The 20,349-nt window shown below is 57.3% G+C and carries 24 protein-coding genes and 1 pseudogene; 11 read left to right on the top strand and 14 right to left on the bottom strand.

All coding sequences use genetic code 11. The features are described from left to right. Positions 1-180 precede the first annotated feature (180 nt). The 4 genes and pseudogenes from AC6EI9_RS04195 (at position 181) to AC6EI9_RS04210 (ending at position 3,416) form a co-directional block, all read left to right on the top strand. Entirely contained in the window at positions 181-1,248 is a 1,068-nt protein-coding gene (locus AC6EI9_RS04195; protein ID WP_498469282.1) for a class I fructose-bisphosphate aldolase, read from the top strand. A 127-nt stretch (positions 1,249-1,375) separates the two neighbouring features. Further along, positions 1,376-2,449, top strand: coding sequence for a class II fructose-bisphosphate aldolase (gene fba / locus AC6EI9_RS04200; RefSeq protein ID WP_066905468.1), 1,074 nt, complete (start codon positions 1,376-1,378; stop codon positions 2,447-2,449). A 286-nt stretch (positions 2,450-2,735) separates the two neighbouring features. Beyond that, positions 2,736-2,993 (top strand): annotated as a pseudogene (locus tag AC6EI9_RS04205) (TMEM175 family protein); the annotation flags it as partial. 84 nt (positions 2,994-3,077) lie between these two features. Further along, entirely contained in the window at positions 3,078-3,416 is a 339-nt protein-coding gene (locus tag AC6EI9_RS04210) for a hypothetical protein (protein ID WP_498470159.1), read from the top strand. 10 nt (positions 3,417-3,426) lie between these two features. On the opposite strand, the gene AC6EI9_RS04215 is transcribed toward AC6EI9_RS04210, so the two are convergent. Genes AC6EI9_RS04215 through purS form a run of 3 tightly spaced genes read right to left on the bottom strand, consistent with a single transcriptional unit; the run spans position 3,427 to position 5,309 of the window. Next, positions 3,427-4,401: a S66 peptidase family protein gene (locus AC6EI9_RS04215; RefSeq protein WP_498469283.1), complete on the bottom strand. Its 975-nt coding sequence runs from the start codon at positions 4,399-4,401 to the stop codon at positions 3,427-3,429. A gap of 3 nt (positions 4,402-4,404) precedes the next feature. Then, positions 4,405-5,058 (bottom strand): phosphoribosylformylglycinamidine synthase subunit PurQ, encoded by a 654-nt coding sequence (purQ, locus tag AC6EI9_RS04220; protein ID WP_498469284.1) that lies wholly within the window; start codon positions 5,056-5,058, stop codon positions 4,405-4,407. After that, entirely contained in the window at positions 5,055-5,309 is a 255-nt protein-coding gene (gene purS, locus AC6EI9_RS04225) for a phosphoribosylformylglycinamidine synthase subunit PurS (RefSeq protein ID WP_498469285.1), read from the bottom strand. The genes purQ and purS overlap by 4 nt, the downstream gene beginning before the upstream one ends. 67 nt (positions 5,310-5,376) lie before the next feature. On the opposite strand from purS, the gene AC6EI9_RS04230 reads away from it, so the two are divergent. Further along, positions 5,377-5,760 carry a hypothetical protein gene (locus tag AC6EI9_RS04230; protein ID WP_498469286.1) on the top strand — a complete coding sequence of 128 codons (384 nt, stop codon included), beginning with the start codon at positions 5,377-5,379 and terminating at the stop codon, positions 5,758-5,760. Here AC6EI9_RS04230 and AC6EI9_RS04235 read toward each other — a convergent pair whose 3' ends face one another. Continuing rightward, on the bottom strand, positions 5,761-6,465 hold the full coding sequence (locus AC6EI9_RS04235; protein WP_498469287.1) for an SDR family NAD(P)-dependent oxidoreductase: 705 nt from the start codon (positions 6,463-6,465) through the stop codon (positions 5,761-5,763). Between the two features lie 26 nt (positions 6,466-6,491). Between AC6EI9_RS04235 and AC6EI9_RS04240 the strand changes: the two genes are divergently transcribed. Next, positions 6,492-7,082, top strand: a complete 591-nt coding sequence (locus tag AC6EI9_RS04240) for a methyltransferase family protein (RefSeq protein ID WP_498469288.1) — start codon at positions 6,492-6,494, stop codon at positions 7,080-7,082. Positions 7,083-7,151: 69 nt separating this feature from the next. Further along, on the top strand, positions 7,152-7,760 hold the full coding sequence (locus tag AC6EI9_RS04245) for a hypothetical protein (protein ID WP_498469289.1): 609 nt from the start codon (positions 7,152-7,154) through the stop codon (positions 7,758-7,760). Here the strand turns inward: AC6EI9_RS04245 and AC6EI9_RS04250 are convergent. The 3 genes from AC6EI9_RS04250 to AC6EI9_RS04260 are packed head-to-tail and all read right to left on the bottom strand — an operon-like array spanning position 7,712 to position 9,746. Further along, positions 7,712-8,152, bottom strand: coding sequence for an MliC family protein (locus AC6EI9_RS04250; protein ID WP_498469290.1), 441 nt, complete (start codon positions 8,150-8,152; stop codon positions 7,712-7,714). The genes AC6EI9_RS04245 and AC6EI9_RS04250 overlap by 49 nt on opposite strands. Beyond that, positions 8,131-9,216, bottom strand: a complete 1,086-nt coding sequence (cobW, locus tag AC6EI9_RS04255; RefSeq protein WP_498469291.1) for a cobalamin biosynthesis protein CobW — start codon at positions 9,214-9,216, stop codon at positions 8,131-8,133. The genes AC6EI9_RS04250 and cobW overlap by 22 nt, the downstream gene beginning before the upstream one ends. Next, positions 9,216-9,746, bottom strand: coding sequence for a pentapeptide repeat-containing protein (locus AC6EI9_RS04260; protein ID WP_498469292.1), 531 nt, complete (start codon positions 9,744-9,746; stop codon positions 9,216-9,218). Before AC6EI9_RS04260 ends, cobW begins: the two co-directional genes overlap by 1 nt. 87 nt (positions 9,747-9,833) lie before the next feature. On the opposite strand from AC6EI9_RS04260, the gene AC6EI9_RS04265 reads away from it, so the two are divergent. The 3 genes from AC6EI9_RS04265 to ilvD are packed head-to-tail and all read left to right on the top strand — an operon-like array spanning position 9,834 to position 12,495. Next, positions 9,834-10,451, top strand: coding sequence for a uracil phosphoribosyltransferase (locus tag AC6EI9_RS04265; RefSeq protein WP_498469293.1), 618 nt, complete (start codon positions 9,834-9,836; stop codon positions 10,449-10,451). A gap of 24 nt (positions 10,452-10,475) precedes the next feature. After that, entirely contained in the window at positions 10,476-10,772 is a 297-nt protein-coding gene (locus AC6EI9_RS04270; RefSeq protein ID WP_498469294.1) for a hypothetical protein, read from the top strand. A 52-nt stretch (positions 10,773-10,824) separates the two neighbouring features. After that, the gene (gene ilvD / locus AC6EI9_RS04275; RefSeq protein ID WP_498469295.1) at positions 10,825-12,495 is read left to right on the top strand and encodes a dihydroxy-acid dehydratase; all 1,671 of its coding nucleotides are present in this window, start codon (positions 10,825-10,827) and stop codon (positions 12,493-12,495) included. 1 nt (position 12,496) lies between these two features. Here the strand turns inward: ilvD and AC6EI9_RS04280 are convergent, their stop codons facing one another. From AC6EI9_RS04280 to glpX, 7 genes are all read right to left on the bottom strand, one after another. Continuing rightward, positions 12,497-12,859: a DUF8659 family protein gene (locus AC6EI9_RS04280; protein ID WP_498469296.1), complete on the bottom strand. Its 363-nt coding sequence runs from the start codon at positions 12,857-12,859 to the stop codon at positions 12,497-12,499. 1 nt (position 12,860) lies between these two features. Next, entirely contained in the window at positions 12,861-13,433 is a 573-nt protein-coding gene (locus AC6EI9_RS04285; protein WP_498469297.1) for a CIA30 family protein, read from the bottom strand. Continuing rightward, on the bottom strand, positions 13,430-14,146 hold the full coding sequence (pgl, locus tag AC6EI9_RS04290) for a 6-phosphogluconolactonase (RefSeq protein WP_498469298.1): 717 nt from the start codon (positions 14,144-14,146) through the stop codon (positions 13,430-13,432). Before pgl ends, AC6EI9_RS04285 begins: the two co-directional genes overlap by 4 nt. A 10-nt stretch (positions 14,147-14,156) precedes the next feature. Beyond that, positions 14,157-15,575 carry an NADP-dependent phosphogluconate dehydrogenase gene (gnd, locus tag AC6EI9_RS04295; protein WP_498469299.1) on the bottom strand — a complete coding sequence of 473 codons (1,419 nt, stop codon included), beginning with the start codon at positions 15,573-15,575 and terminating at the stop codon, positions 14,157-14,159. Between the two features lie 87 nt (positions 15,576-15,662). Further along, entirely contained in the window at positions 15,663-16,958 is a 1,296-nt protein-coding gene (locus AC6EI9_RS04300) for a glucose-1-phosphate adenylyltransferase (RefSeq protein ID WP_498469300.1), read from the bottom strand. Between the two features lie 131 nt (positions 16,959-17,089). Beyond that, complete coding sequence (locus AC6EI9_RS04305) at positions 17,090-18,403, bottom strand: glutamyl-tRNA reductase (RefSeq protein WP_498469301.1); 1,314 nt, start codon at positions 18,401-18,403, stop codon at positions 17,090-17,092. 31 nt (positions 18,404-18,434) lie between these two features. Continuing rightward, positions 18,435-19,439 carry a class II fructose-bisphosphatase gene (glpX, locus tag AC6EI9_RS04310; protein ID WP_114992670.1) on the bottom strand — a complete coding sequence of 335 codons (1,005 nt, stop codon included), beginning with the start codon at positions 19,437-19,439 and terminating at the stop codon, positions 18,435-18,437. A 157-nt stretch (positions 19,440-19,596) separates the two neighbouring features. Here glpX and rpe point away from each other — a divergent pair, with 157 nt between their 5' ends. Beyond that, the gene (rpe, locus tag AC6EI9_RS04315) at positions 19,597-20,331 is read left to right on the top strand and encodes a ribulose-phosphate 3-epimerase (protein ID WP_498469302.1); all 735 of its coding nucleotides are present in this window, start codon (positions 19,597-19,599) and stop codon (positions 20,329-20,331) included. Positions 20,332-20,349 lie beyond the last annotated feature (18 nt).

Below are 20,349 nucleotides of genomic sequence, written 5' to 3' on the forward strand. Positions count from 1 at the left end.
AGTGCACCAGCCGTCCTTCACCCGAAAACGCTTAGCCCAGTTACAAGCGCACTGCAACCAATCAGGGCAGTTGTGATCAAATGATCCAATCAGCAAGTAGCAAATCTTACCCAAGGCTGTAAACAGAGAGGCCTGGGTGTCCTTCTGGACCCCGAGACTCTCTCAATTCCGAAGAATCAAATGGCACTGTCTGATTATTCCTCCGAACTGATTGCAACCGCACAATCCCTGGCCTCCCCTGGCAAAGGGATTCTGGCTGTGGATGAATCCACGAAGACCATCGGCAAGCGACTGGGCTCCATCGGGGTTGAGAACACCGAAGCCAATCGCCAGGCTTATCGCGGAATGCTCTTCACCGCAGCCGGTCTCGGAGACTTCATCAGCGGAGCCATTCTTTACGAAGAGACCCTCTTCCAAAACCATGCCGACGGTGAGTCCATGGTGAGCAAACTCGGCAAGCTGGGCATCATTCCCGGCATCAAGGTTGACAAGGGCCTGCGCCCGCTTGCAGGCGCAGGATCGGTTGAAACCCTTTGCACCGGACTGGACGGACTGGTCGAGCGTGCCGCCGACTACTACGCGCAGGGAGCACGCTTCGCCAAATGGCGCGCTGTTCTCCAGATCACCTCTGATGGCTGCCCATCACCTCTGTCTGTGCGGGAGAACGCCTGGGGACTGGCTCGTTATGCACGCTCAGTCCAGGAATCCGGTCTTGTGCCGATTGTGGAACCAGAGATCCTGATGGATGGTGATCACACGATCGAAACCACTGCCCGAATTCAGGAGCACGTGATCCAAGAGGTGTATCACGCATGCCAGGCCAACGGTGTTCTGCTTGAAGGAACCCTGCTGAAGCCATCGATGACCGTTCAAGGAGCCGATTGTTCCGAAAAGGCAGATCCAGCCAAAGTGGCAGCCATGACCGTGCGCACACTCGAGCGCAGCGTCCCCGCCAGCGTTCCCGGCATCGTGTTCCTGTCAGGTGGCCTGAGCGAAGAAGCCGCTTCGGTCTACCTGAACAACATGAACACCATCGAGCGCAAAGCGAAATGGAATCTTGGCTTCTCCTACGGAAGAGCACTGCAGCACTCCTGTCTGAAGGGATGGGCTGGCACGAACCTGGAGGCCGGCCAGAAAGCACTTCTGGCACGCGCCCAGGCCAACTCTGAGGCCTCACTCGGTCGCTATGTGCCCGGATCACAGCCTTCCTCCGACGAGCAACTTTTCGTAGCGGGCTACACCTACTGATTCAGCATCACGCACAGCCTGGTCTCGCTTCTGAGACAGGCGCGCGTGACAAATTGAACACCCTTCAGGTAAAGTCTCGGCCCTACGGACCTTTTTGTCCGCTAGGGCTTTTTTTTGGACTTTCTCTATGGCGCTCGTTCCGCTTCGGCTTCTGCTCGACCACGCTGCCGAAAACGGCTACGGCATTCCTGCATTCAACGTCAACAACCTTGAACAGGTGCAGGCAATCATGGAAGCGGCCGACGAGACCGATAGTCCGGTCATCCTGCAGGCTTCCCGTGGCGCACGCAGCTACGCAGGTGAGATTTTTCTGCGCCACCTGATCCTGGCTGCCACTGAAACCTATCCCCACATTCCCGTGGTGATGCATCAGGACCATGGCAATGCTCCTGACACCTGCTATTCGGCAGCAATCAATGGATTCACCTCCGTGATGATGGATGGATCCCTGGAAGCTGACGCCAAAACACCCGCCAGCTACGACTACAACGTTGCTGTCACCAAGCAGGTTGTTGATTTCGCTCACTCCGTTGGCGTGAGTGTCGAAGGTGAGCTGGGATGCCTGGGCTCACTGGAAACCGGAAAAGGCGAAGCTGAAGATGGCCATGGCTTCGAGGGTGAGCTCTCCAAGGACATGCTGCTGACAGATCCAGCAGAAGCTGCGGATTTTGTGGCCAAAACAAAGTGCGACGCGCTGGCCATCGCGATCGGCACCAGCCACGGCGCTTACAAATTCACCCGCAAACCCACCGGTGAAGTGCTGGCAATCAGCCGAATCGCTGAAATTCACAAAGCGATCCCCAACACTCACCTGGTGATGCACGGTTCTTCTTCAGTGCCCCAGGAGTGGCTGGAGATGATCAACAAGCATGGTGGTTCCATTCCTGAAACCTATGGGGTTCCTGTGGAGGAAATCCAGGAAGGGATTCGCAACGGTGTTCGCAAAGTGAACATCGACACCGACAATCGCCTTGCCTTTACAGCGGCAGTGCGTGAAGCGGCGATCGCTGATCCAGCCAATTTTGATCCCCGTCATTTCAACAAGCCTGCTCGCAAATACATGAAGCAGGTCTGCCTCGACCGCTATCAGCAGTTCTGGGCGGCAGGCAACGCCAGCAAGATTCAACAGCAGAGCATCACCTACTACGCCGGCCTCTATGCCAAAGGCGCACTGGATCCCAAAGCTGCTGTTGCTGTCTGATCAACTCGACCGCACGAATTGCATGACACGGGGGCCATCAGGCCCCTTTTTTTACGGTTATTTGAGGACTTAAAACATTCAACGGCGGCTCTTTCAATGGCGAATCAAACCTCCATCCATCATCATCACCAAGAAAACTGATTAAACAAACTCATCGCAGAGAGCAGATTCCGAACAAAGATACTTGCAACATTTGATTCAATCATCACACTGATCGAATCGCCAAAGAAGAGTTGAACTCAGCGTCAGGAAAGACCTAACATGGGAATCGTTTGATCAAACTCGAATGGGCGACGAACAGAATTCAATCTCGCCCGTTCAGCGGCGATCATTCGACCGATTGATCAACTTCACCGATGCAGTCGTTGCGATTGCCATCACCCTTCAACTGCTTCCACTGGTTGACATCAAGGCAACCGAAGGAGAGTCGATATGGCAGCTCATTAGCGATAACTCGTCTCAGATCTTTGCGTTTTGGTTCAGTTTTTTAATCCTTTCAGTGCTGTGGCTTAAGCACAATCAAGTCTTCAATTCGATGAGAGCTTTTGATGGAACAATTTTCTGGTTGAATTCATTGTGGATGGCCTTGATTGTTTTTCTTCCATGGCCTACAGCTCTCTATGGTTCGTTGAATGATGGGCAGACGATTGCAAGCCAGGGAGTAGGCCTTCTTTATTGGTGGACCCTTGCATTGATCAGCGGCATTGGTTGGCTCGTTGCAATCCATGCCTGGCAGAAGCCCGAGCTGCTTGAGCAGTCGGTGCTCATCGAAGGTCGTGAAGGCTCAGGACTCAAAAAATATCGAGGAGCAAGCTTCGTGACCGCTTTTCTGTTGATTGGTCTTGCCGCAGAATTTTCGCCTCAGTTCGTGCCCTATCTGAGCATTGGGATTATTCCAATGGACTTGCTGTTGAGATCAAAGAGAGGTGACAAAACCCGAAGGAATGAGGCACGCAACAGACGCTGAACGAGGCCCATCAAACCTGCAGTGTGAGTTGCCCCGATGATGCGTCGAGCAATGCTTCGCGGCCAAGAGGCAGTGCCCAGTTCGGCAAACCATGACCAAGAGGAAGATCCATCACCAGGGGCACGCCGAGATCACTGAGACGTTCGTCAAGAATTTCAGGCATGGAGAAATCGCCGGGGAGAACATCGTCTTCTTTCCAGCTGAAACGACCACAGGCCACGCCAGCCAAACCCTTGAACAAACCAGCGCTGCGCCACTGGGTGAGCATGCGATCCACTCGATAGGGCGCCTCGCCAACATCCTCCAGTACCAGAATCGCTCCCTCCAACGCAGGGAACCAACGGGTCCCAATCAGATGGGTGGCAACCGTGAGGTTCGTCACCACCAGTCGTCCCCGCGCCTGACGACCGCGTCGTCCCCGTCCCTGCAGGGGTTGCGTGGGTCGTCCGCTCAGCAGGTCAACCGTGCGTTGCCACTGGTCCTCGACTCCCCAGGCAGAGCCATGAATGGCTCCCAGCAGACCGGCCTGCCACTGTGCGAGCAGCAGGGCACTGCTGTCAGAGAACCCCAGAGACCAAAAAGGGCGATCAGGAAACCGCAGGCCGGACTCCAGCACCCGCGCAGCACCCCAGCCACCTCCCACGTACACCACGCCATCGAGAGTGGGGTCGTTCCAGGCCTCTTCGATTGAGGCGCAGCGCTGATCATCGGTGGCCGAGAACCATTGCCACTGACCTCTGACGCTCTCTGGAATTTCAAGATGCCACCCCTGGGCGGCGCATCGCTGCAGCAATGGCGTGAAATCCGTTTCAGGATCCATCCACGTGCCTGGGTTGATGGCTCTCAGCCGAGAGCCTCGGCGAAGTGGAGGCACTGGCCGAGGTTGACGCGGCCTGGACGTGGCTTTGCCCTGGCCTCCAGACAAGGACACAGCAACTCCTGCGCCGGCGGAAAGAGCCAGCCTCAGAAGAGAACGACGACGCATGGGTCAGGAGAGCAGCGCTTCCAGAATGGCCCGACCTGCCGTTCCTCCCGTCTGCTGATCACAAGCGCGCTCAGGATGAGGCATCAGTCCGAGCACCGAACCTGAGGCATTGGTGATGCCGGCGATATCCGACACGGAACCATTGGGGTTCACGCAGTACTGCAAGGCGATGGCGTCATCGTCCTGAAGCTGCTTCAGCGTGTCATCACTGCATTGGTAGCGCCCCTCTCCGTGGGCAATCGGCAGGGAAAACTGGCTTCCACGGCCACGGGACGACAGCCATGGCGAGCGATCACTCACCACAGAAAGAGCGGTGTCTTCACAGATGAAGTGAAGATCACGGTTGCGGGTGAGTGCTCCAGGCAGAAGTCCCAGCTCTGTCAACACCTGGAAACCATTGCAGATGCCCAAGACCCGTCCACCGGATGACGCGAAACTGAGCAGTGATTCAAGAACCGGAGCAAATCTGGCGATCGCACCGCAGCGCAGATAGTCCCCGTAACTGAATCCCCCGGGGAGCACCACCGCATCAAGACCGCTCAGATCACGTTCCTCGTGCCAGAGGTAACGCGTTGGCATCCCTAAACAGCCCTCGGTCGCCCAACGAACATCACGGTCGCAGTTCGATCCCGGGAAAACGACAACCCCGATGGTCATGACTGGGTCAGCTCAAGAGTCCAGTTCTCAATCACAGGATTGGCAAGCAGCCGATCACTGAGCAGCTCCAGGCTTCGGCGTGCTTCCGCCTCATTCGAGGCCTCGAGTTCCAGTTCCACGGCTTTGCCGATGCGCAGTCGCTCCACACCATCAACACCGAGACGGGACGCGGCAGCCCTGGCAGCCTCACCGGCTGGATCGAGCACCGATGGGCGCAGGTGCACCAGAACGCGGGCTTGATAACGCGGCACGGGCTCCGAGCGGCAATTGTTAAATATTGACAGGCCAGGGGACCGCTTTCGTTCGACGAAATGCACGTTGAAAAAAGCCCCTTGCTGCAAAGGCCAGTCCGTGCACCATCCACTGGCACCTCTCATCCGCTCCATCAGCCAGGCCAGCGTGCTGCTTGCGGCTGGATTCGGTCTGGCTGCGCCAGCCCAACCCACCTTCAGCGTGCCCGTGGAATGCCGGCAACAGCATCAAGCTTGGGAAGACTGTCGCTATGAGAGCGATCAACCAGGCACCAGCTGGCAACTGGCATTTGAGAACACGACCGTGCGCTTTCAGCATGACGGCAGCGGCCGCATGAGGATGCAGCGGAATGGCAACAGCAACTGGACGGGTGTGCAGGCCCGTTGGGTCGCGGAACGGACGCTCTGCTGGAGCGACATTTGTGCCCGAGGGGAGATCCCTCTGGATTGATCAACGCTCAAGCGATGCATTCACGGCACATTCAAAAGGAACCGCCGACATTGGCAGCGTGAGCAGATGCGCGCAGAGACTGGCCAGGTCCTCAGGCTGAGTCATTTGCTCGGGCGGCATTGTTTTCACCCCGGCGGCCATTTGGGTATTGACCCAACCAGGGCAGACAGCGGTCACACGAATGCCCTGATCCCAGCCCTCGTTGCGCATGGTTTGGCAGAGGCCCATCAATGCGAATTTGGACGCCGTGTATCCGGCAAGCGAACCTTTGCAGCGCTTGCCGCTCATCGAAACCATCACCTGAATCCGACCGCGTCCAGAGTCAACCAGGGCTGGCCAGGCAGCCCGAGTCAACCACCAGGGACCCATCACATTCACGCTCCAGAGTTCATCCGGTTCAGCGCGTTGCTCTTCACTGAACAACAGGGGAGTCCGACGCAGAATTCCAGCGCAGTGAATGAGCGTATCCAGGGAACCGAACCGGCTCAGAGTCGTCTCGACAAGCCGTTGAGCATCCTCTGGAACGCGAGCGTCATAGGGGCATGACATGAGGAAATCGGGCGCCAGATCTGGGTCCAAATCGGTTCCCGACAAGGCCTTGGGATCACGCACTGCCAGGCAGAGTCGCTGTCCTTGCTTGATCAAAGTGCGCGCCACCGCGGCCCCGATTCCCCTGTTGGAGCCAGTGATCACGACGGTTCTCATGATTGATTGGAGGTCGGGATTGGAGCATGGTCCCACCCAAGATCAGTCGTGATGGAGACAGCCCTGCCATGAGCGACTGGAAACAAGCATTCAGAGGCTGGGGGCTGAGCTGGGACGGCTGGATCAACAACCGTCGCGGTGAGTGGTGGTTGCTGGCGCAGCTGGCCCTGATCGCCTGCCATCGATTACCCGCATGGCCCAAGCCTGAGTTCTTCGGGATCAGCTGGCCTCAGGCTGCTCAACTCACGGGCCTGATCACCCTGGCCATCGGCCTGGGCCTGGCCGTCCAGGGATTTCTGACACTGGGGCCCAGCCTTTCTCCGCTGCCAGATCCGAAACCCGGGGCTGATCTGGTCACCACAGGCGTTTACGCACGCTGCCGGCATCCTCTCTACCGAGCGGTTCTGGTCTGTTCTCTGGGTGTGGTGATCGCGTTGGGAAGCATGCTGCATCTCCTGCTGTTTCTGCTTCTGAGCACAGTTCTCGCCGGCAAAGCTCGGCGCGAGGAACGCGCACTGCTTCAAGAGCTTCCCTCCTATGGGGATTACATGAGAACAACAGCGGCCATCGTTGCCCATTGCCCTGGACTGGACTGGCGACAAGGCGAGGCCAGCTGAACAACCGTTTATTCATTCATCAAGCGATAATCATCCCCCTTAAAACAGGCACGTTTTTCTGCCAACGGGATGCAAATCGTCAGAACTCGTCCTCTGTTCAGCAGCCTGCTCTCAGGTCTGACCCTGGCCTTGGTTCTGGCAGGGGCGGATTTGACGCCTGCAGCGAGGGCTGAAGCCCAACCGTTCAAACGGCAATCCTTGATGGCGTTGCTTGAGCCTGTAGCTCCGAAGCCTGTTCCTGTTCCCACCCTTGTTCTCGAGCGCACCGAACGTCGGCTGCCGACAACCGGAGATCCAATCTGGAATCTCAAAATTGAGATTCCAGGTGAACCCCTGCGTCGTTTTGACGCAGTCAGTGGCCGAGCCAATCGTCAGAACGCCAATCGTGACCAGCTCGGAAGCCGTGCACCCCTGCCGATCGGGAATTACAGCGTGGGCGTCGTTGAACCCTTGACCGATGGCGACTACCCCGAACTTGGTCCTGTTTGGATCAGCATCGAGCCCACCTTCACCACCGGTCGCAGAGTGCTGGGGATCCACCTGGATCCCAGCGCGGGGCTTCAGAACGCCAACAGCGGAACTCTCGGTTGCATCGGCCTGGTTAACAGATCCGACATGCTCGAACTGGCTCAACTGATCGAACGCAGCGGCACGGATCGACTGGAAGTCCTTGATTGAAGGGCCTCTGCATCGATCAACGAATCACAGTCCTTCAACGTGACACGCCACTCACCCTGAGAATCCCGCTGTTCAAGGAAACCGCTGTCGCCTTTGATCCACCAGGTGAAATCGCTGTCAGCACTGAATCGAGCACCCGATGCCGACATGATCTGCGGCAATGACAGCCGACGCCCATCCGGCAGTCGCAGACGCACAAACGCCAGAGAACGATCACGAAGCTCGTAGTAGGTCGCCTTTAGCCGCTCACCACCGCTGCAGCGGTAGCTCACACTCGCCCCCCGTTGAAGGCTTGGTTCTTCTGCCTTGACGGCGATGAGCGAGCTCCAGAGCCCACCGACAAGAGCTGCTGCTGCAAACCAACGCAAGATCATCCGACTCTCTGCGGACAAGTGTTCTGCAGAAGGTGTTCGAGTTGCTGGGTGGAATCGTTTTGCAACCCGATCACCACCAGTTCCAGACCTTGGCAGCCGGCAGGTTTCCAGGCCTCAATCGGGGCCGACTCAAACCAGCTCTCCAAACGAGGACCCACCATCTGAATCTGAAGAGGAAGAGTTTTTCCTGGAATCCACAGCCGTCCCTTCACTCTGATCACATCGTGATCGACCACAAAGCTGCTGAGCAGCTGTTCGAGCTGTCCGCGCTCGAAGCATCCCTCCAGTCGAATCTGACCGCTGACCGCCTCCACATGGGTGTGATCGTGATGGTGATGCCCATGGTCATGGTCATGGCTGTCATGAACGTGGCTGTCATGACGGTGGCTGTCATGGGCGAGATCCATCCCCAGCACAAGCGCTGGATCGACAACGCCGCGACTGATCGCCAGGGTGCCAGCCCCTGACCTCACCCGTTCTGCAAGCTGCTGTTGAACGGACTCGAGTTGGGGTGCATCGAGTCGATCCGATCGACTGATCAGCACGAGGTCTGCCGCCTCAAGCTGATCCCTGAACAGGTCATCGATGGCAGTGAGGTGATCCAGATTGGGATCGTCCTGACGTTGACGTTCAAGTGCGGCGGGATCGCCAACGGGGCTTCCGGCACTGAGAGCTTCACCATCCACAACGGTGACCACTCCATTCACGTGAACCCGCTTACGGATGGCTGGCCACTCAAGAGCCTGTAAAAGCGGTCTGGGAAGCGCAAGGCCACTGGTCTCCACGACGATTCCGTCGAGCTGATCCGATCGCTGGAGCAAGGTCTCCATCGTCGGCAGAAAGTCGTCCTGAACCGTGCAGCACAAACAACCGTTGTTGAGCTCCACCAAGCGACCATCAACCTCGTCTTCAGGGCAGAAGCCACAGCTGCGGATGAGGTCGCCATCCAAACCGACAGAGCCGAATTCATTTACCATCACAGCCAGGCGCTGGCCGCTGTTCACCAGAAGATGTCGGAGAAGAGTTGTTTTGCCGGCCCCGAGAAAGCCGGTGATCACGGTGACTGGAAGCCGTGAAGGCATCAGCGACACCCCAGGGTTTCACGGGTACTGAGACCACTGCGGCTGTTCACACCAGTAGCCCGGCCGCACAATGCCTTGAGCTGAGGAAGGTCGATCACAGCATTGGTGAAATCCGTGCCTTCGATTTCAGCATCGTTGAAACGACTTTGCATCAACATCGCATTGGTGAAATTGGCATCGCGCAGATCAGCTCCATCGAAGCGGCTAGAGAAGGCCACAACATCCTCAAGATCCGCTCCCCGAAGATCGGCACCCTGCAGCTGTGAGGTATTGATCACAGCACCACGCAAATCGGTCTCGCTCAGATTCACCTCTCGCAGGTCGGCTTTGAGGAATTCCTTCTCTTTGAGATCGCGCCCATGCATATCGGCAGTGATGTCCTGAACAGCCCTTTGCCCGCGCAGCTCCGGAGCCGTGATCGCATCAGCCGCATCACCACCCACCACCAGTCCAGCGACGACGAGCAGGCCACACAACAACGAAGCGATGAGGCGGCGGGAAACAGATCGAAAAAAAGCAGACAAGACCATGGTGAATGAACGCTCGACAGGTCTTTGGGAACAACTGCCGTAACTTGAGCGGTCACGATATGGCAGACCACTGCCCAGCCACGCGTCATGGCCAAGACTCTCCGGGTGGTGGTACCGCCCCATCCCCTGATCGCCCACTGGCTGACCATGCTGAGGCATGAGGGAACACCTCCGGCTTTGTTCCGAACGGCCATGGAGGAGCTCGGACGCTGGCTCAGCTATGAAGCGATCCGCGACTGGTTGCCTCATCGCACGAATGTGATCAAAACTCCACTGGCCAGCACGGAAGGAACCGTGATTGAGACTGCGGTTCCACTGCTGGCCGTGCCGATATTCCCTGGAGGACTCCAGCTCTGGGAAGGTGCACGCCAGGTGCTGCCCAGCGCCGAACTTTGCCTGGGAAGGCTGCCTGAAGCGATTGAGGCCCAGGCCGGTGTGGTGCTGCTTCTGGATCAGATCCGTCAGGGCGATGAACTGATCGAACTCCTGCAGCGCCTGGAACAGCTTGGCGTCGAAGCACAGAGGCTGAGGGTGATCACAGCACTCACCGCCAGCCCAGGGCTGAAGCGAATCGGTGAGGCCTACCCGGAGATCACAATTCACACAGCCTGCATCGATGCCGACCTCGACGAGCAAGGCCGAATCCTTCCAGGAATCGGTGATCCCCTGCAAAGACTGGGAATCAGAACAGCTCAGCCGCACTAGGCTGAAGATATTCAAAGGACGCCCATGGCGCGGCAGCAGGACTCTGCATCAGCAACTCTGGCCACCCTCGTCAGTGGCGCCGTTCTGGGCGCGGCAGGCTTCGGATGGTGGCTGCTCTCCGAGGCTGATCGCCGTCGTCGGCTTCGCAACCAGCGCTCGATGCTCTATGCACCGCGCATGCAGGACGGTAGTGAGGCCTTCAGCGCCGGGGATCGTCCAGAGCCAGACACCGACAGCCACCTTGAAGCTCGCGTCGAACAGCTGAATTCGGCGATTGCAGATGTGCGCCGTCAGCTTGAAGATCTCGGCTCCAGGCAGTGACAGCGCGGCCGGTAGGTTGACCGAAGTGATTCGCCATAACGCGAGATCGTCCATGCTCCGCTCCGATGCCGTCACCAAGGGGATCCAGCGTTCCCCTAACAGGGCGATGTTGCGAGCAGTGGGCTTTGGTGACCAGGATTTCGGCAAACCCATCATCGGAATCGCCAACGGCTACAGCACGATCACGCCCTGCAATGTGGGCCTCAATGATTTGTCGAGGCGAGCAGAAGCGGCAGCACGCCTGGCCGGAGGCATGCCTCAGATGTTTGGGACGATCACCGTCAGCGATGGGATCTCCATGGGCACCGAGGGGATGAAGTACTCCCTCGTGAGCCGTGAAGTGATTGCCGATGCGATCGAAACGGCCTGCAACGGGCAGAGCATGGATGGCGTGCTTGCCGTGGGCGGGTGCGACAAGAACATGCCCGGCGCCATGTTGGCGATGGCCCGGATGAACATCCCGGCGATCTTTGTCTACGGCGGCACAATCAAGCCGGGAAAACTCGGTGGATGCGATCTCACTGTGGTGAGTGCCTTCGAAGCCGTGGGCCAGCTCACGAACGGCAAGATCGACATGGACGAGCTCATCGCCGTCGAAAAAAACGCCTGTCCCGGGGCTGGAAGCTGCGGCGGCATGTTCACTGCCAACACGATGAGCGCAGCGATCGAGACCATGGGACTCAGTCTCCCGTGCAGCTCCACGATGGCGGCGGAAGATGCCGAAAAGGCCGACAGTGCTGCCCGATCAGCGGAGGTCCTTGTTGAAGCGGTGAAAGCCAATATCAGGCCTTTGGATCTGCTGACCAGAGAGGCCTTTGAAAATGCCATCAGCGTGATCATGGCCGTTGGTGGTTCAACCAACTCGGTTCTGCATCTGCTCGCCATCGCCAGAACGGCCGGAGTCGAGTTGACCATCGATGACTTTGAACAGATCCGCCAGCGGGTTCCGGTCTTCTGCGATCTGAAGCCGAGCGGTCGTTACGTCACCGTTGATCTCCACAGAGCCGGCGGCATCCCCCAGGTGATGAAACTGCTGCTGAATGCAGGTCTCCTGCATGGAGATTGCCGAACGATCGAAGGCAAGACGCTGAAGCAGCTGCTCGCAGATGTGCCTTCGGAACCCCCTGCTGATCAGGATGTGATCCGACCGATCAGCAATCCCATCTATCAGAAGGGTCACCTGGCCATTCTCAAGGGCAACCTTGCACTTGAGGGCAGCGTCGCCAAGATCAGCGGTGTCAAGTCACCTGTACTCACAGGCCCAGCAAGGGTCTTTGAAAGTGAAGAGACCTGCCTGGAAGCCATCCTTGATCGCAAGATCAAGGCAGGCGATGTCGTCGTCGTCCGCTACGAGGGTCCCGTGGGTGGCCCCGGTATGCGCGAGATGCTGTCACCCACTGCAGCCATTGTTGGTCAGGGGCTGGGAGAAAAAGTGGCCTTGATCACCGACGGGCGCTTCAGTGGTGGTTCCTACGGACTGGTGGTGGGGCATGTGGCACCTGAAGCCGCTGTCGGCGGCAACATCGGACTGGTTCAGGAAGGCGACAGCATCACCGTTGATGCCAATCAACTTGTGCTGCAACTCAACGTGGATGAAGCCGAACTGGAGCGCAGACGCGCTGCCTGGAGCAGTCCGCCTCCCCGCTATCGCACCGGAATCCTCGGCAAATACGCGCGTCTTGTCAGCTCCAGCAGCAGGGGAGCGGTCACGGATCAGCCCTGATCTAGCTCAACAGGGCTCTGAGCCGTCGAGCAAGCGCTTCAAGCGGTGGACCATCGGCTGGAGCCGAGCAACGTTTGCCCGTCTCACCATCCATCCACACCGGATGCTGACCGTGCCAAAGAATCGGCCTTGAAGGTTGATCAACCCAGGCAAGGGTGAGATTGAGATCCTCGCCACTGCGGTACACCTCAAGCTCGAGATCGTGCTCTTCGAGACGCATCCCATCTCCATCACGACATTCGATCCGTCCTCGGTAGTCGTCGAGGGTTGCATCCTCGGCAGACAGAACGGCATGAAGCACAGGCTTGCGACACAGGTCTGCAGCGGAGGCGATCAACGTCTCAAGCGCCGAGCATGCACTCATCTCAAAACGCTTCGATCGAGCGGATTAAAAGCTTGATTGCACCGGCTCGATAGCCGGGGTTGGGCTCGCCATCGTCACCGAATCGTGAATGCAGCAATTGGAGACGAGTGATGCATGACGGATCAAAGCGAACCGGAAGGCTGACAGGTTTCGCACGCACGACAGGCTTGAGACGGTCAAAGGGAAGTTCAACAACTGTGGTGTCCGTTGATTCAGTGGCAACCGTCGTGACCCAACGCAATCCACCTGGAATCAGCTCGGTGAGTCCAAACACTCCATCCCGACAGGCCACCGCAAACTTGAAACTGCGCCCCTCCCCATCCAATCTCAGACGCAACCCTGTGTAGGCAGCGAGGTCCAAGGGCGGCCGATACACGGGCGAACGGCAGCTCACAAACCCGCCCCCTTCACTCACCACTTCACCTTCAAGAACAAGACCCTGATCACTGAATCTGCAGCCAGCACTGCTGGACCCGCCCATGATCGTGTCATTGAGGCTGGCCCATTCGCGAAAGGAGTCACCGGCAGCGATCACTCGAATTTCCGGTGGCTGGTGGTGGGGAGGTGTCGTCAAAGACCTTGAGCAGCAGCCTGATCGGCGAGCACGAGAATCTCGGAACCCGGCTGAACCAGCTTGGCAGGTGTGCGCTCTGGGGATTCATCAGCATCGACCAGTCGAGACAGAGCCTGGCGTTTGGCATCTCCACTCACGAGAAACACCACCTGGCGTGAAGCACTGAGCACAGGCGCCGTGAGAGTGATCCGCTCAAGCCCTTTGCCTCGTCCAATGGTGGTCCAGCGATCACGTACGCCTGGAGCCTCAGTGCCAGGAAAGAGAGACGCCGTATGACCATCATCACCGAGGCCGAGCAACATGAGATCGAACACGGGTGGCTGGCCCTGACAGATCTGGGCCACCAACTCCGCAAAGGCGTTGGCACTGGCTTCAGGAGATGCCAGTTCGACCGTCGGAACGGGATGAAAACAAGCGCGGGCTCCTGGCTGGTCCCGCTTGAGCAGGGTGTTGCGCAACATGCGTGCATTGCTTGATTCATCGTCTGCAGCAACCCAGCGTTCGTCGCCCAGAAACACATCAACCCTGTCCCAGGGCAGATGTTCCTGCCCCAGCAATGCATAGGCCAGAGCAGGTGTGGTGCCGCCAGACAAGGCGATCTGCGCCCGGTCCCGCTGATCCAGCGCCAGGTCAATGGCCGATCCGATGTGCTCGGCGGCTCGCCGGGCAAGAGCCTGGGCTGTTTCAACCTGCTCGATGCGATAGGAGCTCATCGCGCGTTCCTCAGTTGAGCCACTCGGTGTGGAAGATGCCGTCTTTGTCGACGCGTTCATAGGTGTGGGAACCGAAGCAGTCACGCATGGCCTGCACAAGGTTCTGAGGAAGGCGTGCCGTGCGGTAGCTGTTGATGTAGTCGAGAGTGCTGCTGAGACAGGGCACTGGAACGCCGGCAGCAGCAGCACCAGCAACCACTTTGGCCAGACCCGGCAGACGCCGGTTCACCTGATCGGCAAACCAGGGATCGATCAACAGGTTCTCCAGCTGGGGGTTGGCGTTGAAAGCATCTTGAATGCGCTTGAGCAAGCGGGCGCGAATGATGCAACCTCCTTTCCAGATCTGTGCGATCGAAGGCATGTTCAGGTTGTAGTTGTGCTCAGCGGATGCAATCCGCAGCAGCTCCATTCCCTGGGCGTAGCTCGCCATGCAGGCCAGAACCATGGCATCCATCAAAGGAGCCATGCCATCGGCGGATGAGCCCATATCGAAGGGCTGGATCGCCGGCCCCTTCAAAATCGACTCAGCCTTGATGCGCTGGTCTTTCATGGAGCTCATCACCCGTCCGTTGAGGGCGGCGTAGATTGTGGGCACCGAGGCTCCCATCTGAAGAGCACTGACCACTGTCCAGAGACCCGTTCCTTTCTGACCGGCCTTGTCCTGAATCTTTTCAACGAGTGAGGTCCCATCATCAGGGTCCATCGTGCGCAAACACACTTCGGTGATTTCAACGAGATAGGAGGACAGCTCTTCGGTGCTGTTCCAGTGCGCAAACACGTCGGCCATCTGGAGGCTGTTCATGCCACCGACCCGTTTCATCAGGTCATATCCCTCCGCCAAGATCTGCTCAATGCCGTACTCGATGCCGTTATGAACGGTCTTCACGAAGTGGCCTGAGCCTCCTGGTCCGATGTAGGTGACGCAAGGACCATCCTCAACCTGAGCAGCCATCTTGCGAACAAGACTTTCAATGGCGTCGTAGGAGGCCTTGGTCCCCCCAGGCATCATGCTCGGACCCTCCAGGGCACCTTTGGCTCCACCCGAGACGCCCATCCCGATGAATCCAAAACTCTTACTTTCCAGTTCAGCAACGCGGCGTTCGGTGTCGTGATATTCAGAGTTACCGCCATCAATTAGCAGATCCCCCTCATCCAAATAGGGGGAAATCTGTTCAATCACAGCATCCACTGGTCCACCTGCCTTGACCATCATCAGGATGCGTCGAGGCTGTTCCAGTTTGTTGACGAAATCCTGGAGGTCCTTGGCGCCCTGAATGTTCTTACCAGCACCCAGACCGGCTAGAAACTCTTCGGTCTTGGCGTAAGTACGGTTGTAGACGACGCTCGAAAAACCATTGCGCTCAGCGTTGAGGACAAGGTTTTCCCCCATCACGCCTAGACCAATCAGACCGAAGTGGGCCTTGGACATGCTCATCTGGACCATTCACTGACAACAGTGTGACCACGACAACCGAACTCGGCTGCAACATGGTCAAGCTCTGTCAGGAATGAATGATCAGATCACACTTCCATCAGGAATCGAAGCATTTTTGACAACGACCACGATTCCATTTCGGATGTAAAAGCCGAGCTCCGGGCGATCAGCTTCTTCAACGTTGTCCTTATTCACGATGGTGACATTGGAACCAATGCGAGCATTTTTGTCGAGAATGGCTCTCTTGACCGTGGTGCCCTGACCCACTCCGAGGGGGATGCCACCGCGCTCTCTGAGCACAGCTCGCTCTTCGCTCGACTCGAAGAAATCAGCACCCATCACCAGGGTGTCCTGAATCACCACATCCGACTCAAGCCTGCTGCGGACGCCCAGAACACAGTGATGAACGCTGCAGGACTTCAGAATCGACCCTTCGCCGATAATTGAATTAGTGATCTGTGCATCAACAAGTTTGCTCGGAGGCAGGTAGCGCGGCCTTGTATAGATCGGGAATTTCTCGTCGTAGAAGCTGAATGGTGGTTGTGGTTGTTGTGTCAGTGCGAGGTTCGCCTCATAGAACGCACCGATGGTGCCGATATCTTCCCAGTAGTCATCAAAGACATAGCTCTGTAGTTTGTCCCCTTGAGCAAGTGACTCAGGGATGACTTCCTTGCCGAAATCCTTGTGGTTGGTGTTGCCATCTAGGAGATCGAACAATGTCTGACGACTGAAGACATAAATGCCCATCGAAGCCAGATAAGGACGCTCCTTAGCAGATTCGGGACTCAACCCGAAACGTGCAGTATCGACGGCCATCTCAAGCAGGGAGTCACCCTTCGGCTTTTCGCGGAATTCCTGGATGTTGCCGTCATCATCCGTTCTCATCAGACCGAAGGATTCAGCCTGCTTGGCATCAACAGGAAGAGCCGCCACCGTCAGGTCAGCTCCAGTGCGGCGGTGATGCTCGATGAAACGGCTGTAGTCCATGCGGTACAGCTGATCACCGGACAGGATCAGATATTCATCGACATCCCATTCCTGAAACAGCCACTGATATTTGCGAACAGCATCAGCCGTGCCTTCGAACCAGGAAGGGCTGTCCGGAGTCTGCTGAGCAGCGAGAACCTCGACGAATCCTCCACCGAAGGAATTGCTGAGGTTGAACGAATGGCTCAGGTGACGGTTCAGCGACGCACTGTTGAACTGCGTCATCACGTACATCTTGTTGATGTCGGAGTTGATGCAGTTGCTGATCGGAATATCGATCAGTCGGTACTTACCCGCGAGAGGTACCGCGGGCTTGGCCCGCATCTTGGTAAGGGGATATAGACGCGTTCCCGCTCCTCCCCCGAGAATGATGGCCAGAACACGCTTCATGCCGCCCCCGCAGATCGGCTTTGCCGGGCAAACCTACCGGACTTTTGCTGCTCCCAACCGATGCATGGGCCAGATCCGACAAGAATGCTGGGAATCAGTTCTAGACAGGGAACTTGCGAGCCAGAAATCACTCAGCGCTCCTGCTCGTCATCCTGGACCAAATCAAACAAACGCTCGACCACAACCAGGGCATTTTGTCGTTCGCTGCGCTGCTGTGGTGCACGCAGAGATGTCACCGGAGTGTGCAGGATCTTGTTGATGATGCCCTTGCTGAGAGCTTCCACCACCTTGCGCTCACGGGCCGAAAAATCAGGTCCCATTCGGCTGAGCGCCTTTTGCAGTTCCTCTGAGCGAATGGATTCCAGAGAAGAACGAAGCCGGTTGATGGTCGGGACCGCCTCCAGGCTGTCCCACCATTCCAGGAAAAGCCTCGCTTCTTCATCCAGCAGGCCCTGAGCCTCTCGTGCCACCTGCTGTCGAGCTTCCTGATTGCGTTCGACAACTTCCTTCAGATCATCAACGTCGTACGCCTCAACACCGGAGATTCCGTCCACATCAGCATCAATGTTTCGGGGAACACCAATGTCGACCAGGCGCAGTGAACTGCGACGATTCAATTGCTGAAGCCGCCTGGCATCAATAATCGGATCATCTGCGGCCGTGCTGGTGAACACCAGCGAACAGGTGCTCAGACAATGATCGAGGTCGTCCAGTGGACGACATTGAACAGGCAGATCCGGGAAGTCGGCAGCGAGAGCCTGTGCACGACTCACAGTGCGATTTAAAACCACAACATCTGAAGCACCCTTCGCTTTCAGGTGTTGAAGCAGCAGACGACTCATCCGCCCCGCACCAACAACGGCCACCTGTTCATCTTCGAGGGTGACCAGATCATCCACACCACGGCTCTGTCCCAGCTTCAACTGAGCAAGTTCAACGGCCGCGGAGCTGATCGAAACGGCACCGGTGCCGAGATTGGTTTCGCTGCGTACCCTTTTTCCTGTGCTCACAGCTTGGGTGAGCAATCGATTGAGGATCGGGCCGAGCGATTTGTGCTCCTGCCCCAGGCGCATCATTTTCTTGACCTGGGAGAGAATCTGCCCCTCCCCGAGCACCAGGCTGTCAAGACCGGCGGCAACCCTCATCAGATGACTGACGGCATCCTCGTGGTGAAAGGTGAACAGGTGAGGCTTCAGATCGCCCGTATCCAGTCCGGAATGCCCACTCAGAAACTCCCTGACAGCCGAAATTCCCAGTTCAGGATTGCGAACCAGCGTGTAAATCTCAAGACGGTTGCAGGTGCTGAGAATCGAAGCCTCAAGCACCTGATCATGCCCACGCAGATTCTGCAGGGATTCCTCCATGGTTTGCTCAGGAATACTGAGCTTTTCACGCACTTCGACCGGTGCCGTTCGATGACTGAGGCCGACAACGGCGATGTGCATGGAGAAAACCCTCGCTGCTTAAAGAAGGAGATCAGCTCAGAGCAATGCTCTGCGCTCCTTCCTTGATGTGAACCGTGTTGGTGAAACGGCAGGTGTCGTCGAGATTGCTAATCACGAGGCTGCTGGTCCTTGTGCAGTCCTTTTCGAACTTAACGCCGTGGAACAGCAGGCCATCGGTGATGCCGCTGCCTGCGAACACCACATGCTCACCGGATGCCAGTTCATCAGCCTCATAGATCTTGTCGGGATCACTGATCCCCATTTCGGCCAGACGAGCCAGGTTGCCCTCTTTGGTGAGATCAGCCCATTCCTTGGTTTGGGCCACGGCAGGGTCATACACCAGTTGGCCCTGGAAATGTCCACCCAGAGCACGCATGGCAGCGGCAGAAATCACGCCCTCAGGGGCAGCACCGATTCCCATCAGACAATGGGTACCTGTTCCTGCAAAACCGCAAGCAATAGCGGCCTGCACATCACCATCAGAGATGGGTTGAACACGGGCTCCGGTTGAGCGGATTTCCGCAATCAAGTCCTTATGACGCGTACGGTCCATCACAACGATCGTGAGCTCATCAACAGCCAGACCGAGACACTCGCTGAGGATCTTGATGTTTTCGGTGGCTGACTTGCGAATGTCCACCTTGCCTTTAGCGGCCGGAGGTGCTGCCAGCTTCTTCATATAGAAGTCGGGAGCATTGAATAAACCGCCACGATCGGAAGCTGCAAGCACAGCCATGGAGCCGCGCTGGTTGTTCGCGCAGAGGTTGGTGCCTTCACAGGGATCAACGGCAAAATCAACACCTGGACCTGTGCCGCTGCCCACTTCCTCGCCGATGTAAAGCATGGGAGCTTCATCACGCTCGCCTTCACCGATCACGATGCGGCCTTGCATCTGAATCTGCCCCATGCGCTGACGCATGGCTTCAACGGCTGCAGCATCGGCTTCATCCTTCTTGCCGAGGCCTGTGAGGCGAGCAGAGGCAATGGCTGCCTGCTCAACGACCTCGAGAATTTCCTGGATGAGAGTGCGATCCACTTGAGTGCGGCGGGGAACTAGTGCGGTGAGGAGCAGCTCTCAGGACTTGGCGCCACTGGGCTTTTCGCTCAAAAGCGCGGCTTACTGTATCAGTGACTTCGAGCAGGCCTGACATCAATGGTGCTTCTCTAAAGTCCCCCGAGTTTTAAGGCCTTCCATGACCGCATCAGAACGCCCGATTCAGATCATTCCATCGGTGCTGCCCGCTGATTGGGCCGCGATGGGCCAATGCGTCAAGGATCTCGAAGCCGCTGGTGTCGACAGGATTCAGTTCGACGTGATGGACGGAAACTTCGTGCCGAACCTCACATTCGGCCCTGAACTGATCAAGGCATGCCGCAAATACTGCGATGTGAAGTTTGAAACCCAGCTGATGGTGAGTCAATACAACTCAGAAACGATGCTTGAGCAATATGTGGATGCAACCAAGGGGCCAAACGGAGAGCCTGGAGTGGTCATTGCCCACGTTGAGGCCAACACACACCTACATCGGGTGCTCGGCAGAATCCGCCAACTCGGGGGCAGTCCATCTGTGGCGATGAATCCACATACTCCAATGGAGATGGTCCAGAACGTGCTCGACATGGTCGACCACGTTCTGGTGATGACTGTGAATCCTGGATTTGGCGGACAGGCCTATATCCCAACAATGTTGGACAAGATTTCAAAATTGAGAAAAACCATCGATGAGCGTGGACTCAGCGTTGACATTGAAGTGGATGGCGGCATCAAAGCCAACTGGACCATCTCCCAATGTTGTGCTGCAGGCGCGAACTGCTTCATTGCAGGAAGCGGGATGTTCGCCTATCCCACATTGAAGGAAGGATGCGACGACCTGCGCCGCGTTGCCGAGGAAGCCAGAGCGGGCAAGGTCCTTCCGACTCCTGCCTGAACGCTTGATGGTTCTGAT

Source organism: Synechococcus sp. MIT2312, assembly GCF_059772315.1.

Coding starts and splice junctions, on each gene's coding strand:
- AC6EI9_RS04195 (WP_498469282.1), top strand. CDS start 181: ATGGCACTGTCTGATTATTCCTCCGAACTGATTGCAACCGCACAATCC.
- fba (WP_066905468.1), top strand. CDS start 1,376: ATGGCGCTCGTTCCGCTTCGGCTTCTGCTCGACCACGCTGCCGAAAAC.
- AC6EI9_RS04215 (WP_498469283.1), bottom strand. CDS start 4,401: ATGCGTCGTCGTTCTCTTCTGAGGCTGGCTCTTTCCGCCGGCGCAGGA.
- purQ (WP_498469284.1), bottom strand. CDS start 5,058: ATGACCATCGGGGTTGTCGTTTTCCCGGGATCGAACTGCGACCGTGAT.
- AC6EI9_RS04235 (WP_498469287.1), bottom strand. CDS start 6,465: ATGAGAACCGTCGTGATCACTGGCTCCAACAGGGGAATCGGGGCCGCG.
- AC6EI9_RS04240 (WP_498469288.1), top strand. CDS start 6,492: ATGGTCCCACCCAAGATCAGTCGTGATGGAGACAGCCCTGCCATGAGC.
- AC6EI9_RS04245 (WP_498469289.1), top strand. CDS start 7,152: ATGCAAATCGTCAGAACTCGTCCTCTGTTCAGCAGCCTGCTCTCAGGT.
- cobW (WP_498469291.1), bottom strand. CDS start 9,216: ATGCCTTCACGGCTTCCAGTCACCGTGATCACCGGCTTTCTCGGGGCC.
- AC6EI9_RS04260 (WP_498469292.1), bottom strand. CDS start 9,746: ATGGTCTTGTCTGCTTTTTTTCGATCTGTTTCCCGCCGCCTCATCGCT.
- AC6EI9_RS04265 (WP_498469293.1), top strand. CDS start 9,834: ATGGCCAAGACTCTCCGGGTGGTGGTACCGCCCCATCCCCTGATCGCC.
- AC6EI9_RS04270 (WP_498469294.1), top strand. CDS start 10,476: ATGGCGCGGCAGCAGGACTCTGCATCAGCAACTCTGGCCACCCTCGTC.
- ilvD (WP_498469295.1), top strand. CDS start 10,825: ATGCTCCGCTCCGATGCCGTCACCAAGGGGATCCAGCGTTCCCCTAAC.
- AC6EI9_RS04280 (WP_498469296.1), bottom strand. CDS start 12,859: ATGAGTGCATGCTCGGCGCTTGAGACGTTGATCGCCTCCGCTGCAGAC.
- pgl (WP_498469298.1), bottom strand. CDS start 14,146: ATGAGCTCCTATCGCATCGAGCAGGTTGAAACAGCCCAGGCTCTTGCC.
- gnd (WP_498469299.1), bottom strand. CDS start 15,575: ATGTCCAAGGCCCACTTCGGTCTGATTGGTCTAGGCGTGATGGGGGAA.
- AC6EI9_RS04300 (WP_498469300.1), bottom strand. CDS start 16,958: ATGAAGCGTGTTCTGGCCATCATTCTCGGGGGAGGAGCGGGAACGCGT.
- AC6EI9_RS04305 (WP_498469301.1), bottom strand. CDS start 18,403: ATGCACATCGCCGTTGTCGGCCTCAGTCATCGAACGGCACCGGTCGAA.
- rpe (WP_498469302.1), top strand. CDS start 19,597: ATGACCGCATCAGAACGCCCGATTCAGATCATTCCATCGGTGCTGCCC.